This is a genomic window from Fundidesulfovibrio terrae, from assembly GCF_022808915.1.
Classification (GTDB): domain Bacteria; phylum Desulfobacterota; class Desulfovibrionia; order Desulfovibrionales; family Desulfovibrionaceae; genus Fundidesulfovibrio; species Fundidesulfovibrio terrae.
Genome location: NZ_JAKZFS010000004.1, coordinates 384,404 through 399,177 on the forward strand (window position 1 = coordinate 384,404; position 14,774 = coordinate 399,177).

General features: G+C 67.1%; 13 protein-coding genes. 2 read left to right on the top strand and 11 right to left on the bottom strand.

The window, feature by feature from the left end; genetic code table 11:
* Window positions 1-13 precede the first annotated feature (13 nt).
* Window positions 14-2,248, bottom strand: a complete 2,235-nt coding sequence (locus ML540_RS14545) for a vitamin B12-dependent ribonucleotide reductase (RefSeq protein ID WP_243362594.1) — start codon at window positions 2,246-2,248, stop codon at window positions 14-16.
* A gap of 296 nt (window positions 2,249-2,544) precedes the next feature.
* On the opposite strand from ML540_RS14545, the gene ML540_RS14550 reads away from it, so the two are divergent.
* Window positions 2,545-3,258: a DUF554 domain-containing protein gene (locus tag ML540_RS14550; protein ID WP_243362596.1), complete on the top strand. Its 714-nt coding sequence runs from the start codon at window positions 2,545-2,547 to the stop codon at window positions 3,256-3,258.
* Window positions 3,259-3,343: 85 nt separating this feature from the next.
* Here ML540_RS14550 and ML540_RS14555 read toward each other — a convergent pair whose 3' ends face one another.
* Genes ML540_RS14555 through ML540_RS14575 form a run of 5 tightly spaced genes read right to left on the bottom strand, consistent with a single transcriptional unit; the run spans window position 3,344 to window position 8,078 of the window.
* On the bottom strand, window positions 3,344-5,302 hold the full coding sequence (locus ML540_RS14555) for a molybdopterin biosynthesis protein (protein ID WP_243362753.1): 1,959 nt from the start codon (window positions 5,300-5,302) through the stop codon (window positions 3,344-3,346).
* Window positions 5,303-5,304: 2 nt separating this feature from the next.
* Window positions 5,305-6,543 carry a molybdopterin molybdotransferase MoeA gene (locus ML540_RS14560; RefSeq protein ID WP_243362603.1) on the bottom strand — a complete coding sequence of 413 codons (1,239 nt, stop codon included), beginning with the start codon at window positions 6,541-6,543 and terminating at the stop codon, window positions 5,305-5,307.
* A gap of 5 nt (window positions 6,544-6,548) precedes the next feature.
* Window positions 6,549-7,571 (bottom strand): GTP 3',8-cyclase MoaA, encoded by a 1,023-nt coding sequence (moaA, locus tag ML540_RS14565; RefSeq protein ID WP_243362605.1) that lies wholly within the window; start codon window positions 7,569-7,571, stop codon window positions 6,549-6,551.
* 41 nt (window positions 7,572-7,612) lie between these two features.
* Window positions 7,613-7,825 (bottom strand): MoaD/ThiS family protein, encoded by a 213-nt coding sequence (locus tag ML540_RS14570; protein ID WP_243362613.1) that lies wholly within the window; start codon window positions 7,823-7,825, stop codon window positions 7,613-7,615.
* A gap of 22 nt (window positions 7,826-7,847) precedes the next feature.
* Entirely contained in the window at window positions 7,848-8,078 is a 231-nt protein-coding gene (locus ML540_RS14575; protein WP_243362615.1) for a hypothetical protein, read from the bottom strand.
* Between the two features lie 243 nt (window positions 8,079-8,321).
* On the opposite strand from ML540_RS14575, the gene ML540_RS14580 reads away from it, so the two are divergent.
* Window positions 8,322-9,119: a 2-amino-3,7-dideoxy-D-threo-hept-6-ulosonate synthase gene (locus ML540_RS14580; RefSeq protein WP_243362623.1), complete on the top strand. Its 798-nt coding sequence runs from the start codon at window positions 8,322-8,324 to the stop codon at window positions 9,117-9,119.
* Window positions 9,120-9,327: 208 nt separating this feature from the next.
* Here ML540_RS14580 and ML540_RS14585 read toward each other — a convergent pair whose 3' ends face one another.
* From ML540_RS14585 to ML540_RS14605, 5 genes are all read right to left on the bottom strand, one after another.
* Window positions 9,328-9,984: a LutC/YkgG family protein gene (locus ML540_RS14585; RefSeq protein ID WP_243362626.1), complete on the bottom strand. Its 657-nt coding sequence runs from the start codon at window positions 9,982-9,984 to the stop codon at window positions 9,328-9,330.
* Complete coding sequence (locus tag ML540_RS14590) at window positions 9,977-11,407, bottom strand: LutB/LldF family L-lactate oxidation iron-sulfur protein (protein WP_243362628.1); 1,431 nt, start codon at window positions 11,405-11,407, stop codon at window positions 9,977-9,979. Before ML540_RS14590 ends, ML540_RS14585 begins: the two co-directional genes overlap by 8 nt.
* Window positions 11,400-12,149, bottom strand: a complete 750-nt coding sequence (locus ML540_RS14595; RefSeq protein WP_243362629.1) for a (Fe-S)-binding protein — start codon at window positions 12,147-12,149, stop codon at window positions 11,400-11,402. The genes ML540_RS14590 and ML540_RS14595 overlap by 8 nt, the downstream gene beginning before the upstream one ends.
* Window positions 12,150-12,499: 350 nt before the next feature.
* Window positions 12,500-12,862 (bottom strand): hypothetical protein, encoded by a 363-nt coding sequence (locus tag ML540_RS14600; RefSeq protein WP_243362632.1) that lies wholly within the window; start codon window positions 12,860-12,862, stop codon window positions 12,500-12,502.
* A 51-nt stretch (window positions 12,863-12,913) separates the two neighbouring features.
* Complete coding sequence (locus ML540_RS14605) at window positions 12,914-14,725, bottom strand: carbon starvation CstA family protein (protein WP_243362634.1); 1,812 nt, start codon at window positions 14,723-14,725, stop codon at window positions 12,914-12,916.
* Window positions 14,726-14,774: the final 49 nt, after the last annotated feature.

Consider the following 14,774-nt stretch of genomic DNA (forward strand, 5'->3'; position numbering starts at 1 on the left):
GCCTACCGCCGCATCAGCCGCACTTGGTGAAGCCGCAGGCCTTGCACACGTAGCAGCCTTCCTCGAACACGAGCTCCTCGGCGCACTCGGGGCAGGTGGGAACATTGAGGGACTGGAAGTCCTCGGCCTTGGCCCGGCCCTGGAGGTAGCGGTTCTCCAGCACCCAGGACACGGCGTCGGGCAGCGAGAGAAGCAGGCCCTTCTTCTGGAACACCGGGTTCTCGCCGCCGATGCCCTTCAACTGCCCCACCACGTCGGCCACGTCCACGCCGGAGCGCAGGGCCAGGGACACCAGGCGGCCGATGGCCTCGGCCTTGGCGGTGATGGAGCGGCCCGACTTGCCGATGGTGGCGAACATCTCGAAGGGCTTGCCGTCCACCTCGTTCACGGTGAGGTAGAGGTCGCCGTAGCCGGTCTTCACCTTCTGGGTGAAGCCGTAGCACACGTCGGGGCGGTGGCGGACCTTGGACTCCTTGCGTTCGTCGGGCTTCTCCTGCTTGGAACCGTCGCCGGTGCACAGCACCTGGGCGGACTTGCAGCCGTCGCGGTACACGGTGACGCCCTTGCAGCCCAGCTCGTAGGCCAGCCAGTAGATCTTGTGGATATCCTCCTGGGTGGCGGAGTTGGGCAGGTTCACGGTCTTGGACACGGCGTTGTCCGTGAACTTCTGGAAGGCGGCCTGCATCTTGAGGTGCCAGACGGGCTCGATGTCCATGGCCGTGACGAAGGTGCGCCGGATTTCCTCTGGGATGTAGCTGATGTGCGCGATGGAGCCCTTGGCGGCCACCTCCTCCATGAGCTTGGGGGAGTGGCACTGGGCGGCCTTCACCGCGGTCTCGAAATAGGGGTTGGACTCCACCAGCTTCTCGCCGTCCATGACGTGGCGGGCGAAGGAGAGCGCGAAGAGCGGCTCGATGCCCGACGAGCATCCGGCCAGGATGGACAGGGTGCCGGTGGGGGCGATGGTGGTGGTGGTGGCGTTGCGGAAGGGTCCCTGCTTGCGGCCCTCGAACACGGAGCCGGGGAAGTTGGGGAAGGGAGAGCGTTCTTCCGCCAGAACCTTGGAGGCCGCCTTGGACTCGGTCTGGATGAAGTCCATGATCTTTTCGGCCAGGTTCAGGGCCTCGTGGGAGTCGTACGGAATGTTCAGCTGGTACAGAAGGTCCGCGAAGCCCATGACGCCCAGGCCGATCTTGCGGTTGGCGCCCACCATTTCCGTGATGCGGTCCAGGGGGTAGACCGAGGCGTCGATGACGTTGTCCAGGAAGCGCACGGCCAGGTGCACCACGCGCTTGAGTTCGTCCCAGTCCACGCCGTCGCGGGAGTCGCGGGTCATGAGGGCCAGGTTGAGCGAACCCAGGTTGCAAGCCTCGTAGGGCAGCAGGGGCTGCTCGCCGCAGGGGTTGGTGGATTCGATCTCGCCCACGGCCGGAGTGGGGTTGTCGCGGTTGATGCGGTCCAGGAAGATGATGCCCGGATCGCCGGACTCCCAGGCCTTCTGCACCAGGATGGCGAACACCTCGCGGGCCTTGAGCTGCCCAAACACCTCCTTGGTGTGCGGGGCCACCAGGTCGTAGGGCTCGTCGTCCTCCACGGCCTGCATGAAGGCCTCGGTCAGGGCCACTGAAATATTGAAGTTGTTGAGGTCGCCCTCGCGCTCCTTGCAGCGGATGAATTCCAGGATGTCCGGATGGTCCACGCGCAGGATGCCCATGTTGGCCCCACGCCGGGTGCCGCCCTGCTTCACCTGCTCGGTGGCGGTGTTGAAGATGCGCATGAAGGAGACCGGCCCCGAGGCCACGCCGCCGGTGGAGCCCACCCGGGAGTTGGTGGGGCGAAGCCGGGAGAAGGAGAACCCGGTGCCGCCGCCGGACTTGTGGATGAGCGCCGCGTGCTTCACCGCGTCGAAGATCTCGTCCATGGAGTCGCCCACGGGGATCACGAAGCAGGCGGCCAGCTGGCCCAGGTCGGTGCCCGCGTTCATGAGCGTGGGCGAGTTGGGCAGGAACTTGAAGGAGGTCATCAGGTCGTAGAATGTCCGGGCCAGCTTGTCCGCCTTCCAGGATGACCCGGCGTAGGCGGATTCCCGCGAGGCGATGGAGTGCGCCACGCGCCAGAACAGGCCCTGCTCGTCCTCGATGGGTGCGCCGTCGGGGCCTTTGCGCAGGTAGCGTTTGGCCAGCACGAGCCTGGCGTTCTGGTTCAGATTGGGCACGGGAAGATCGGCGGGGACTTTGGCGGCGGGCATGAACTCTCCTTCGAAAAGGCAATGGGAATATCGATGAAAACGGCCGGACGGCCGCAGACAGACCCCTTACTTCAATCGGTCCGAAAAATCCACCGCAAGGCGCGTGGGGAAGGCCATGCTGACAAGATGGTAATGCTGGTGAAACTCTGTTTTTACGAGGTGTTGAAAGGCTAGGCGCGGGGGCGTTTTCAGGCCGTTAGGAACACAAATCCTTGCCGCGTCGAGCTCTTGAGGAGTAAGGCGGCCTGCGCGGCGGGGATGGATTTCGGTGTCCGCCCGCGTCCAAAGGAGAGAGTATGCTAGGTCCCTACGTAAACGGGGTTTCGGTATTGGCGGGCAGCCTGGGCGGGGCGATGCTCGGCTCGCGCCTGAGCAAAAACCTGCGCAACCGCATGCCCATGGTTTTCGGCTGCGCCTCCATGGGGCTGGGCGTGGCCATGATCGTCAAGGTGAAGTCCCTGCCGCCCATGGTGCTGGCCCTGGTTCTGGGTTCCATCCTGGGCGAGCTCGTCCACCTGGAAACCGGCGTCCAGAAGATCGCGGCTAAAACCCGCAAACTCATCGAAAAGATCTCCAAACCGTCCGGAGATTTGAGCCACGACGAATTCCTGGAGAAGTTCGTGGCCATCATGGTGCTCTTCTGCGTGAGCGGCACGGGCATCTTCGGGGCCATGAGCGAGGGCATGACCGGCGACCCCACGCTTCTCATCGTGAAGGCCATCCTGGACCTGTTCACCTCGGCCATCTTCGCGGCGTCGCTCGGCTACACCGTGGCCACCCTGGTGGTGCCGCAGTTTGCCATCCAGGCCGCGCTCTATTTCGGGGCCGCCTTCATCATGCCCCTGGCCACCCCGGCCATGGTGGCGGACTTCTCCGCCTGCGGCGGGCTCATCATGCTGGCCACGGGGTTTCGCATCTGCGGCATCAAGCAGTTCGCCGTGGCCAACATGATCCCGTCGCTGTTTCTGGTGATGCCGCTGTCGGCCTTGTGGGCGAAATACATGGGCTGATCGCGCCCCACCGGCCGGACGAAAAAGCGCCGCGGGGGCCCGGGGGGCGCGCCGCCGCGTTGGGTTTATCCCTGACCGGCGGGGCTTAGTTGCCCACGTCCACGTTGTCCGGCGGCAGACCCTGCCCGGGCTGCATGCGCTGCCCGGTCCAGGGGGTCTCGTAGCCGCCCAGGGCCTCGACCTTGGCCTTGAACGCCTCGCTCCCGATCACTTTCAGAAGCGCCTGGATGCGTGGCTCCGTAAGGCTCTCCTCGAGCATCACCAGATCGTAGCGCTCCCGGGCCAGGGGAACGAAGTCGAGCTTCAGGGCATTGGCCGCGGCGAACACGCCCAGGCCGCAGTCCGCCCCGGCGTTGGCCACGTTGGCGGCTACGCCCATGTGGGTCATCTCTTCTTGAGCGTAGCCGTGCACCTGGTCGGGGCTGATGCCGGCCATGTCCAGGTGGTAGTCCAGCAGGATGCGCGTGCCCGCGCCGCGCTGGCGGTTGACGAAGCGCACGCCCTTGCTGGCGAGGCTGGAGACGTCCTGGATGCCCTTGGGGTTCCCCTGGGCTACGATGAGTCCCTGGTGGCGGATGGCCAGGTTGATCACCGCCACGCGCTTGCCCGGCAGGTGCTTATCGATGAAGGAGAAGTTGAAATCGCCGGTGGCGGTGTCCAGAAGGTGCGATCCGGCGATCAGCGCCGATCCGTTCGCCAGGGCGGCGAGGCCTCCCAGGCTGCCCACGTGGCTGGAGGCCAGGCGCATGGGGCTGTCCAGGCGCATGAGCTCGTCGGCCAGCAGGTCCAGGGTGATGTCGTGGCTGCCCACCACCACCAGGGTGCGTTCCAGCTCGTCGGGCGAGACCAGAAGCTCCGCCGTGATCTCCTCGCCCCGGGCCACGCCCTCTTTGTCAGGAGCGATCCTGGCCACGGCCTGGGCCCGGGTGAGGGTGGTGATGAGCCCGGCCCCGCGCGAGAGCGGCAGGGCGGAGTAGGAGTCGCCCACCCGTCCCACGGCGAGGCGTAAAAATTCCGTGAGTCCGGGCCGTGAAGGCGCGTCCTTGGCCAGGCGTACCTTGGCCGTGGCCCGCTTGGGCGGCTCGCTGCGGGTGAGCCACGCGGCCAGGGGGGCCAGGAGTTCCTCGAAGCAGACCACCGCGGACACCGGATAGCCCGGCGCGCCGACCAGGAGCTTGCCCTGGGCCACGCCCAGAAGCGACGGCTTGCCTGGCATGGCCTGGATGCCGTGCACCACCACCTCGCCGAAGCGCTCCATGACTGCGCGGGTGAAATCCTTGCTTCCGGCCGAGGACCCGGCCAAAAGCGTCACGATGTGGGCCGGGGAGTTGAGGGCCTCCTCCACCGCCCGGGACAGGGCCTCCATGTTGTCGGGCACGGGGGGGCGCCTGCGCGCGTCCACGCCCCAGGAGCGCGCCAGGGCGCAGAGCATGACCGAGTTGGACTCCACCACCTGGCCGGGGCCCGGTTCGGGGCGGGTGGTGTAGTCCATCACCTCGTCGCCGGTGGGGATCACCGACATGCGCACCTGCTCGTAGACGTCGGCCTCCCAGACGCCGCAGGAGAGCAGCGCGCCGATGTCGTAGGGGGTGAGCTTGCGCCGCCTGGGCAGCACCAGTTCCGTGGCCACGATGTCCTCGCCGATGCGGCGCACGTGGGTCCAGGGGGCCACCGGGGTCTCCAGCACCGCCCGTCCGTCGTCGTCGAACACCACGTGTTCGATCATCACCACGGCGTCGAAGCCGGGGGGCAGGGGGTGGCCGGTGTTGACCATGCCGAACCCGGTGCCCGGCTCGAGGACCACGGGGCTGCCCTCTCGCGCGGCGAAGGTCGATTCGGCCAGGACGGCGATGCCGTCCATGGCCGCGCAGTGGTACGTGGGGGAGCTCAGCCTGGCCATGACCGGGCGGGCCGTCACGCGCCCCAGACAGTCTTCCACGGGCACGCTCTCCACGGCCACCAAGGCCTGGCGGTCCAGCACCGCCCGTGCCTTGGCCAAGGCTTCCTCGATGGGCACGGTCTTGAGATAGATGTTGCGCTTGATGGTCATAGGAGCATCACCCGGATGGTTGTCCCGGCCTCCAGGCCTTCCAGCCCGGCCGGAATTGCGGCCAACCCCTGGGCCTGGACCAGGGTTTTCAGAAGCCCGGATTTGCCGAGCACGGGCACTGCCTCGGGCAGGCCCTCCGAACCCGGCGCAAGACGCATGCGCACGAAGTCTTCCCGGCCCTGGCGCGAGGCCACATTGCGGGCGAGGCGTGCGAACACCTCGGCCCTGGGCCGGGTGAAGGCTTGGGCGTCACCCGCCAGATGGGCCAGGAACGGACAGCCGAACACGAACATCACCACCTGGGCCGAGGCCACCTGGCCGGGCAGGCCCCACACCGCCTTGCCGCGCGAGCGGGCCAGGATGGTGGGCTTGCCGGGGCTGACAGCCAGGCCGTGCACCAGAACCTTCGTGTCCGGCAGGAGTTCCAGGGCCTCTATGGTCAGGTCGCGCACCCCGACGGAGCTGCCTCCGGAGAGGAACACCGCGTCCGCCACGTCCAGGGCGCGCGTAAGGGCCTGGGCGATGGAGGCCACGTCGTCGCCGACGATCCCCATTTGAAGCGGCTGCGCCCCGGCCTGGGCGCACATGGCGGCCAGGGCCGGGGCGTTGGCGTCGCGAATGCTGCCTGGGCCCGGCGTGTCCGAAACCGGCACCAGCTCGTCCCCGGTGGAAAGAATCGCCGCCACGGGCCGGGCTCCCACGGGCACTTCGCAGATTCCAAGCGCCGCGAGAAGCCCGATCTCGGCCGGGCGCACAAGCGTCCCCTTGGCCAGGACCGGCTGTCCGGCCAGGGCGTCCTCCCCGGCCAGCATCATGTTCTCGCCCGGAGCGGCCGCCTTCCTGATCTCGATGGTCCCTGCGCCCAGATCCTGGGTGTGCTCCACCATGACCACGGCGTCGGCCCCCGGAGGCAGGCTCGATCCCGTGACCACCCGCACGCAGCGGCCCGGAGCCAGGGGCTCGGCGGAGACGGCCGTGATGGAGAGATCGCCGGACAGGTCCAGGTAGGAGGGGTTGGTCTCGGTGGCCCCGAAGCAGTCGCGGGCGCGCACGGCGAAGCCGTCCATGCTCGATCGGGGCAGGCGGGGCAAATCCTCGGGCGAGAGAACATCCCCGGCCAGGAAGCGCCCGGCCGCTTCATCCAGGGGGACGGTCGTGCCGGGCAGGGGGGGGGACTCGGCGAGCACCTCGCGGAAGGCGCTCGAGGAAATCAACTCCAGATAGCCTTTGTCCATGGAGATCAACCGCCGATGGCCGTCATGGGCTTTAAGCACACGCCGCGCTTCCTCCGCTCGGCCAGAAGCTTGTGCCCCATGGGCTTGCGGGCCAGGGCGCGGCGCAGCACCTCGAGGATGCGCGCTTCGCTCGTCTTGGCCGAACGCAAGAGGGGGCGCAGCCGGTATTCGGTGTCGGAATAGAGGCAGGGCCTGAGCCTGCCGTCGCAGGTCAGGCGAAGCCGGTTGCAGCTCAGGCAGTAGTGGCCGGAAAGCCCGGAGATCACTCCCAGGCGGCCCTGGCCTCCGGCGATGGTCCACATCCTGGCTGGGCCGTGGCCTTCGTCGCCGTGGTGCACGGGGGAGAGCTCGGCCATGCGTCCGGCCTGTTCCAGGATGTCCGAGGCCGGCCAGTAGAGGGTGTCCTCCCAGAGGGTGTCTCCGCCGATGGGCATGAACTCGATGAAGCGCATGTCCAGGGGATGGGTGCGGGCCAGTTCCACGAAGGCGGCCAGCTCGTGGTCGTTGACACCGCGCAGGGCCACGGCGTTGACCTTCACCCGAAGCCCGGCCTCGAGGCATTCGTCGATGCCCCGGCGCACGTCGGCGAAGAGGTCCGCGCCGGTGATGCGGTGGAAATTCTCGGGATCGAGCGAATCGAGCGAGATGTTCACCGCCTTGAGCCCGAGCGATGCCAGGGTCTTGGCCCGGCCGGGCAGCAGGGTGCCGTTGGTGGTCAGGCGCACGTCCATGCCGGGGGCGGCCAGCATCACCTGCTCCAGAAAGCGGTCGAATCCGCGCCGGGCCAAGGGCTCGCCGCCCGTGAGGCGGACCTTGGTCAGACCCAACGGCGCGCCCAGGCGGATGATACGCAGGTATTCCTCGTAGGAGAGGATGTCCGAATGGGAGATGGCCTGGAAATCCTTGACGGGGCGGCAGTACATGCAGCGCAGGTTGCATCTGTCCGTGACGCTCACCCGCAGGTAGCTGACCACTCGCCCGAAACCGTCGGCCAGACGGCCGTGAGGTGCTTCAGATTCCTGGTGCATGGAAAAGGGCTATGCCAAAAAAGCCATGATGAAAAGAGGGGTCAGCCTCCCTCGACTATTGGCAGCAGATCGAGGACCGCGCCGTCGCGCAGCGGGCTCGCCGGAGCCGCCGGGCCGCCGTCCAGCATGGGCATGGCCTCGACGCCTTCCGGCAACGCCAGCCGCGCCAGGACGTCGGCCACTCCCGCTCCCTCCGGCAGCTCCATCCGCTGGGTGCCGGGACCGATCGCGGCCAGGCTCCCGAAACAGCGCACCGTGATCACCACAGAGTTTGCCTCACTTCACGTCGTAGCCCTTGGTCTTCATGCAGTCGTCCAAGGCCTTCTGGCGGATATCGTCCACGTCCTTGCCCTTGGGGACCACGGCCACGGCCATGGCCGCGCTGGCCCGGCAGTCGTGGTAGTCGGCCCGGGCCTCGGCCTCGGACTTGTTTGGGTTCACCACCGTGGGCTGCCCTGAACAGGCAGCCAAAAGGGCAAGCAACATGCCCGCGCACAACACTCGCATACGTCCCTCCGTCTTGACAGCTGCCGCCTACCATGACTAAACCCAAGGTCATGCGCAACCCCCACGCCCGCATCTTCAGCATCTATTATTATTCCTACGGTGTCCGCTTTCGCGGGGCGTGGCCGGGCGAGAACTCGTAGGATAAACCGCAGAGCGCCCTTCCACGGGGCCGCGAACGATCGTTCGCGGCCCCTTTTTCATGCCGGGAACGCCGTCCGCCCGGGAAAGAGCCAGGAGGAACCCATGCACATCGGAAAGACCATCCGTCTGGAACGCATCGTCAACCGCGACACGGGCCGCGCCATCATCGTGCCCCTGGACCACGGCGTCACCGTGGGACCCATCGAGGGCATCATCGACATGCGCGACACCGTCACCCGCATCGTGGAGGGCGGGGCCAACGCCGTGCTCATGCACAAGGGCGTGGTGCCCTGCGGCCACCGCGCCAGGGGCCGCGACATCGGGCTCATCGTGCACCTTTCGGCCTCCACCAACCTCTCGCCCTTCCCCGGAGCCAAGACCCTGGTCTGCGAGGTAGAGGAGGCCGTGCAGCTGGGCGCCGACGCCGTGAGCCTGCACGTCAACCTGGGCGACGAGTCCGAACGCGTCATGCTCGCCGACATGGGGCGCATCACGCGAGAGGCCTCGCACTGGGGCATCCCCGTGGTGGCCATGGTCTACGGGCGCGGCCCCAAGATCAAAAACGAGTTCGATCCCTCCGTGGTTGCCCACTGCGCCCGAGTGGGCATGGAACTGGGCGCGGACCTCGTCAAGGTGCCCTACACCGGCGATCCTGAATCGTTCTCCACCATAGTGGCCGGAGCGCGCATCCCCGTGGTCATCGCGGGCGGCCCCAAAACCCCCACCACCAGGGACTTCCTGCGCATGGTGTCGGATTCCGTGCAGGCCGGGGGCTCGGGGCTTTCCGTCGGGCGCAACATCTTCCAGCACAAGGACCCCACGCGGCTTCTGCAGGCACTGGGCAAGGTCGTCCACGACGGCTGGAGCGTGGACGAGGCCATGGAAGGGCTGGGAGAGTAGGAGAGTGGGGCGCTGCCCCACACCCCGGCAGGGCGCTGCCCTGCACCCGCCAGGGGGATGATCCCCCTGGACCCTCAATAAATTAAGGCAGGGAGTGCGGCTTTGCGCACTCCCTGCCTTTTTTGACCGTGCTCGCATCCATCGACGCGAAGCGAAAGGGGATTCCAAAGGGACTGCGTCCCTTTGGCCGCCGGAGGCATCTTCGCCTTTACTCCAACAACAGTACCACCACCTCTTTCGGCCCATGCACGCCGAAGGCCAGGGTCAGCTCGATGTCGGCGGTCTTGGACGGTCCGGTCACGAGCACCACGTTGGAGGCCATGGTCGTCCCGGAGGACAGCGTTTCCAGCGCCTCGGCCAGGGTGCTCACGATGTCCGAGGCCCGCAGGACGGCGATGTGCACGGGCGGCACCAGCGACAACAGGCGCGGCTCGCCCGGTCCGGGGATGAGCACCAGCGCCCCGGTTTCGGCGATGCCCGCCTGGACCGACGTGATGGACGCCGCGGTGCCGAAGAGGGTGTCGCGGAAGTGCTCGGCGTCTTCGGCGTAGGGTTTGGCTTCGGTGTTGCTTTTGGCCAGCAGGGTCTTGAGGTCCTTGGCGAACCAGGCTCCTGGGCCGTAGGCCAGGGTGGCGGGACCCTTGTCCGTGAGGAGCTGCGCCAGGGCTTCTTTCCACTTCTTTTCCGGCGTGCGGCGTATCTCGGCGCGCATGGCCTCCATGCGTTTGACCAGGGAGGCGGTGCGCTCGGCCGGGGCGAGCACGGGGGCGCTCCAGGCCAGGTGCGGGGCCACGGTGGGCGGCGGGCCGGGCTTGTGGGCCCCCAGGCGCGAGAGGATCTGTTCGCGGGCGTCTTGGCTACTCATGGCGGATGCCCTCCTCGCGCACGAGCTGGCGCAGGCTTTTGGGGGCGAGCTTGGGGGTAGTGCGGGCGCTGGTCCAGGCCTTGAGCGGGCCCACGGCGGGGATGCGGTCGCCCAAAAGGCCCGCCAGGCGCAGCAGGCGCTCGCGCAGCCAGGGGTTGGACTCAAGGAAGGCCCAGGCTTTCCAGGCCAGGGTCTCGGCCAGGGTGCGCTTGGAGCCGCAGCCGCGTACATGGCAGGTGTCGGGGCAGCCTTGGCCTTCGGCCCGGATGCGCCGCAGGTGTTCGGCCAGGGGGATGAGCACGGGACACACTTCTTCGCAGGCTCCGCATAGGCTGGAGGCCCCGGCCAGGTCTCCCTTGGCGTCGATGCCCTCGAACTGCGGGGTGAGCACCGAGCCGATGGGACCGGGGTACACCGAGCCGTAGGCGTGGCCGCCCACGCGCACGTACACGGGGCAGTTGTTCATGCAGGCCCCGCAGCGGATGCAGCGAAGGCCCGCCGAGAGCTGCGGGTCGGCGAACAGGCGGGTGCGGCCGTTGTCCAGGAGCACCAGGTGGACTTCCTTGGGGCCGTCCTTCTCGCCCTCGCGCCTGGGGGAGGTGATGCAGTTGAGGTAGGTGGTCATGAGCTGGCCCGTGGCCGATCCGGTGAGCAGGCGCAGGAGCGGCGGCAGGTCCGAGAGGTTCTCCACCACCTTGTCGATGCCCATGAGGGCGATATGTACGGGCGGCACGTGGGTGCACATGCGTCCGTTTCCCTCGTTTTCCACCAGCACCAGGGTGCCGGTCTCGGCCACGGCGAAGTTTACGCCCGAGAGCCCGGCGTGGGCGGTGCGGAACTTCTCGCGCAGGGTCTTGCGGGCCATGGCGTTTAATTCCTGCACGTCCTCGGTGTAGGGCGCGCCGGGCAGGTGGCGGTGGAAGGTCTCGGCCACCTGCTTCTTATTCTTGTGCACGGCGGGCACGATGATGTGCGAGGGGGTTTCGCCGTCGAGCTGGATGATGAATTCGCCCAGGTCGGTCTCCAGGGCCTCCACGTCGTGTTTTTCCAGATAGTGGTTAAGCCCGGTTTCCTCCGAGGCCATGGACTTGCCCTTTACCAGCCTCGTGGCCCCGTGCGCGCGCAGGATGTCCAGGATCATCGCGTTGGCCTCTTCGCCGGTCTGGGCCCAGTGGACCCGGATGCCATTCTTGACGCAGTTGGCCTCCAGTCGGACGAGCAGCTCCGGCAGTTTGGACAGGGCGCGGGCCTTGACGGCCTTGCCCGTGGCGCGGAGCTTGGCCAGCTCGTCCGCGTCGGGGAAGATGGCCAGGCGCTTGCCGCGCAGACCGGTCATGGCGTTCTTGAAGTTCTCCCCGAGCTGGGGGTCGGCCAGGGCCTTTTCGAGCGAGGCGGTGAAGTCGAAGTGCGGGTCGTTATGCATGGATGCGCCCCCAGAGGAATTCGGCCAGGTGCATGCCGGTGAAGGATTGCCCCATCTTGGCCGCCGCGCCGGTGATGTTGAGCAGGCATCCGCAGTCGGCCGAGAGCACCATGGAGGCCCCGGTGGCCGCGATGTCGGCGACCTTGTCGCGCACCATGGCCGCCGAGACCTCGGGGCGCTTCACGGAAAAGGTGCCGCCGAAGCCGCAACACTCGTATTCGCGGGTGATCTCCTTGAGCTCCACGTTGGCGAGGCCGCGCAGGATGGCCTTGGCCGCCTGGGTGGAGCCGGTCTCGCGCATGGCGTGGCAGGAGGAGTGCCAGGCCACGGTGACGGACGGGCCCCTGTCCTCGAAGCAGGCCCCGAGCTCGCGTCCGATGAAGTCGAAGAATTCGAAGACACGCCCGGAGAAGGCCAGCACCTCGAAGTAGCGAGGATGCCCCTCGAAGAGCTTGGGGTAGTGGAGCTTGAGCATGCCCGCGCACGATCCGGAGGGGACGACGATGGGGCCGCTCTGGCCTGCGAAGGCCTCGATCTGGCGCAGGGCGACCTTGCGGGCCTCGCCGGGGAAGCCCGAGTTGTAGGCGGGCTGTCCGCAACACCCCTGTTCCAGGGGATAGACGACGTCGAGCCCGAGGTGTTCAAGGATGCGGATGGCCGCCATTCCCGCTCCGGGGAAGGCTGCGTCCGCGAGGCAGGTGCCGAAGAATGAGACGGTGCCGGGTGAAGCCGTCTTGTGCATCGCGCCCTCGCTTTATGGAGAATTTGGCGCGAGCATAGACCAAGCGGGGGCCTGTGGCAACGAAAGGCGGCCCCGAAACGGTCAAAACCAGGGATTATTACGGGCGGAAAGACAGATTGGGGCTCTGGGACGATTCGACCGGTCTGCTCAGGCGCCGAGGCCGATGCGCGGACGTCTCCGTTTTGGCCTGGAAACACACGCCTCAATGGGATTCCAAAGGGACGGCAATTCCGCAGGAGGCGGAATTGGGCGCTGCGGAGCAGCGCCCGCAGGGCGAAGGCCAGGAAGGCCCGGGTCAACTCCCTAAGGCCTAAGGAGGCTTCTCCCCTCTCTCTGTTCCCGTCTCCGGGCTAGTTGCTGCCGGTGCTGTTCACGCCGGTGGTGCTGGTGCCGCCGGTGGTCTGCAGGGTCTGGCGCAGAGTGTCCACGGCGCGCTGCTGCACCTGGGCGTTGGAGAGGCAGGTGGCCTGGGCCTGGTCGCAGGCGGAGAGGCACTGCTGGCGCGAGGCGAAGTCGGTGATAGCGTTGCAGGGAGTGCGGCAGGAGAAGTCCTGGTTGTTGCAGTCGCAGGTGAAGCAGGTGGAGGCCGGGGGCAGGGTGTTGACCGTGGCCTGCGGGGTGGTGGACGTGGTCGTCGTAGTGGTCGTGGTGGTCTGGGCCAGCACGGACGTGGCCGCGAGCAGGACGGTCAGGGCGATGACGAGCGTTTTCATGATGGTCTCCCAGGCCCTGGCGAGTAGGCCAGGGCCTGGGATTAGTCAAGGTTACTCGGGGACCACTTCCAGCACGGGCTCGCCGTAGGCGTCGGGCTGGGGCTTGGCCACGCTGAGCAGGTGCATCCACCTGCGGATGGACCCCACGATGACCACGGCCATGAGCGCCATGACGCAGGCGGCCAGGGTGGCCAGCAGGTAGAGGTTCTTGGGCAGATAGTTGTTGAATATCTGCAGGTATCCCGCCCACATGGTGACGCAGACCATGGCCAGGCCGGGCACGGCGGTCATCCAGGCGTAGCGGGCCTTGTTCATGCGGATGATGAGCGTGGTGCCGATGATGAGTCCCACGGCGGCCAGCAGCTGGTTGGACATGCCGAACAACGGCCAGATGGTGGAGATGTCGCCGGTGTAGACCAGGTATCCCCAGGAGAGGGTGAAGATCGCGCTGGTGATGATGATGCCGGGCCACCAGCGCTTCTCGGCGAAGCGGGGGATCACGTGGCCGATCATCTCCTGCAGGAAGAAGCGGCCCACGCGGGTGCCGGTGTCCACGGCGGTGAGGATGAACACGGCCTCGAACATGATGGCGAAGTGGTACCAGTAGCCCATGAGGCCCTTCATGAAGGGGATGGCGGAGAATATCTGGGCCATGCCCACGGCCAGGGACACCGCGCCGCCGGGCCTGCCCTGGAGCTTCTCGCCCACGGCCGCGGAGAGGTCGGGCAGGTTGACCACGGCCATGCCCAGCTTCTCGAAAGCCGCCGGGGCGGCGTTGATGGCGAAGTAGTCAGCCGGGACCATGACGCAGGCGGCGATCAGGGCCATGATGGCCACGAAGCCCTCGGTGAGCATGGCGCCGTAGCCCACGAAAAGGATGTCGTCCTCGGAGCTGATCATCTTGGGCGTGGTGCCGGAGCCGATGATGGCGTGGAATCCGGACAGGGCCCCGCAAGCAATGGTGATGAGCAGGAAGGGGAACACCGGTCCGGGGATGATGGGGCCGCCGCCGTTAATGAACTGGGTGGTGGCGGGCATGAGCAGGTCCGGGCGCACCCAGAAGATTCCGATGGCCAGCATGGCGATGGTGCCGATCTTCAGGTACGTGGACAGGTAGTCGCGCGGGCACAGCAGCAGCCACACCGGCAGCACCGAGGCCACGAAGCCGTAGACCGGGATGGTCAGGGCGATGTTGTTGCGCGAGAGGGTGAACCAGGCGGACAGGGTGGGGTTGGCCACCACGTGCGGCCCGGCCAGAATGGCCAGCACCAGAAGCACCACGCCGATGATCGAGGCCCCGGCCACGTCGCCGTCGCGCCAGACGTGCAGGTACACGCCCATGAGCAGCGCGATGGGGATGGTGGCGAACACGGTGAAGGTGCCCCAGGGGCTCGAGAACATGGCGTTGACCACGGCCAGGGACAGGCCCGCCAGGGTGAGGATCAGGATGAAGAGCACGGCCACCGAGGCCACGGACCCGGTGAGCTTCCCGATCTCCTGGGTGGCGATGTAGGCCAGGCTTTGGCCCTTGTGGCGCACGGAGGCGAAGAGCACCACCGAGTCGTGCACGGCCCCGGCCAGCACGCAGCCGATGAGGATCCACAGCGCGCCCGGCATGTAGCCGAACTGGGCGGCGAGCACCGGCCCAAGGAGCGGCCCTGCGGCGGCGATGGCCGCGAAGTGGTGCCCGAACAGCACGAATTTGTTGGTTTTCACGTAGTCCACGCCGTCGGCCATTTTGACCGCGGGCGTAGCCCGTTCGGGTTTGACCCCGAGTACCGTGCGGACGAAGAAGATGCCGTAGAACCTGTAGCCGATGGCGAAGATGCAGAGTGCGGCAAAGACCAGAGTCAAGGCGTTCACGGAGGACCTCCTTTCCGACTGGTTGTGCGTACGTCTGTTGCGGTGGTCC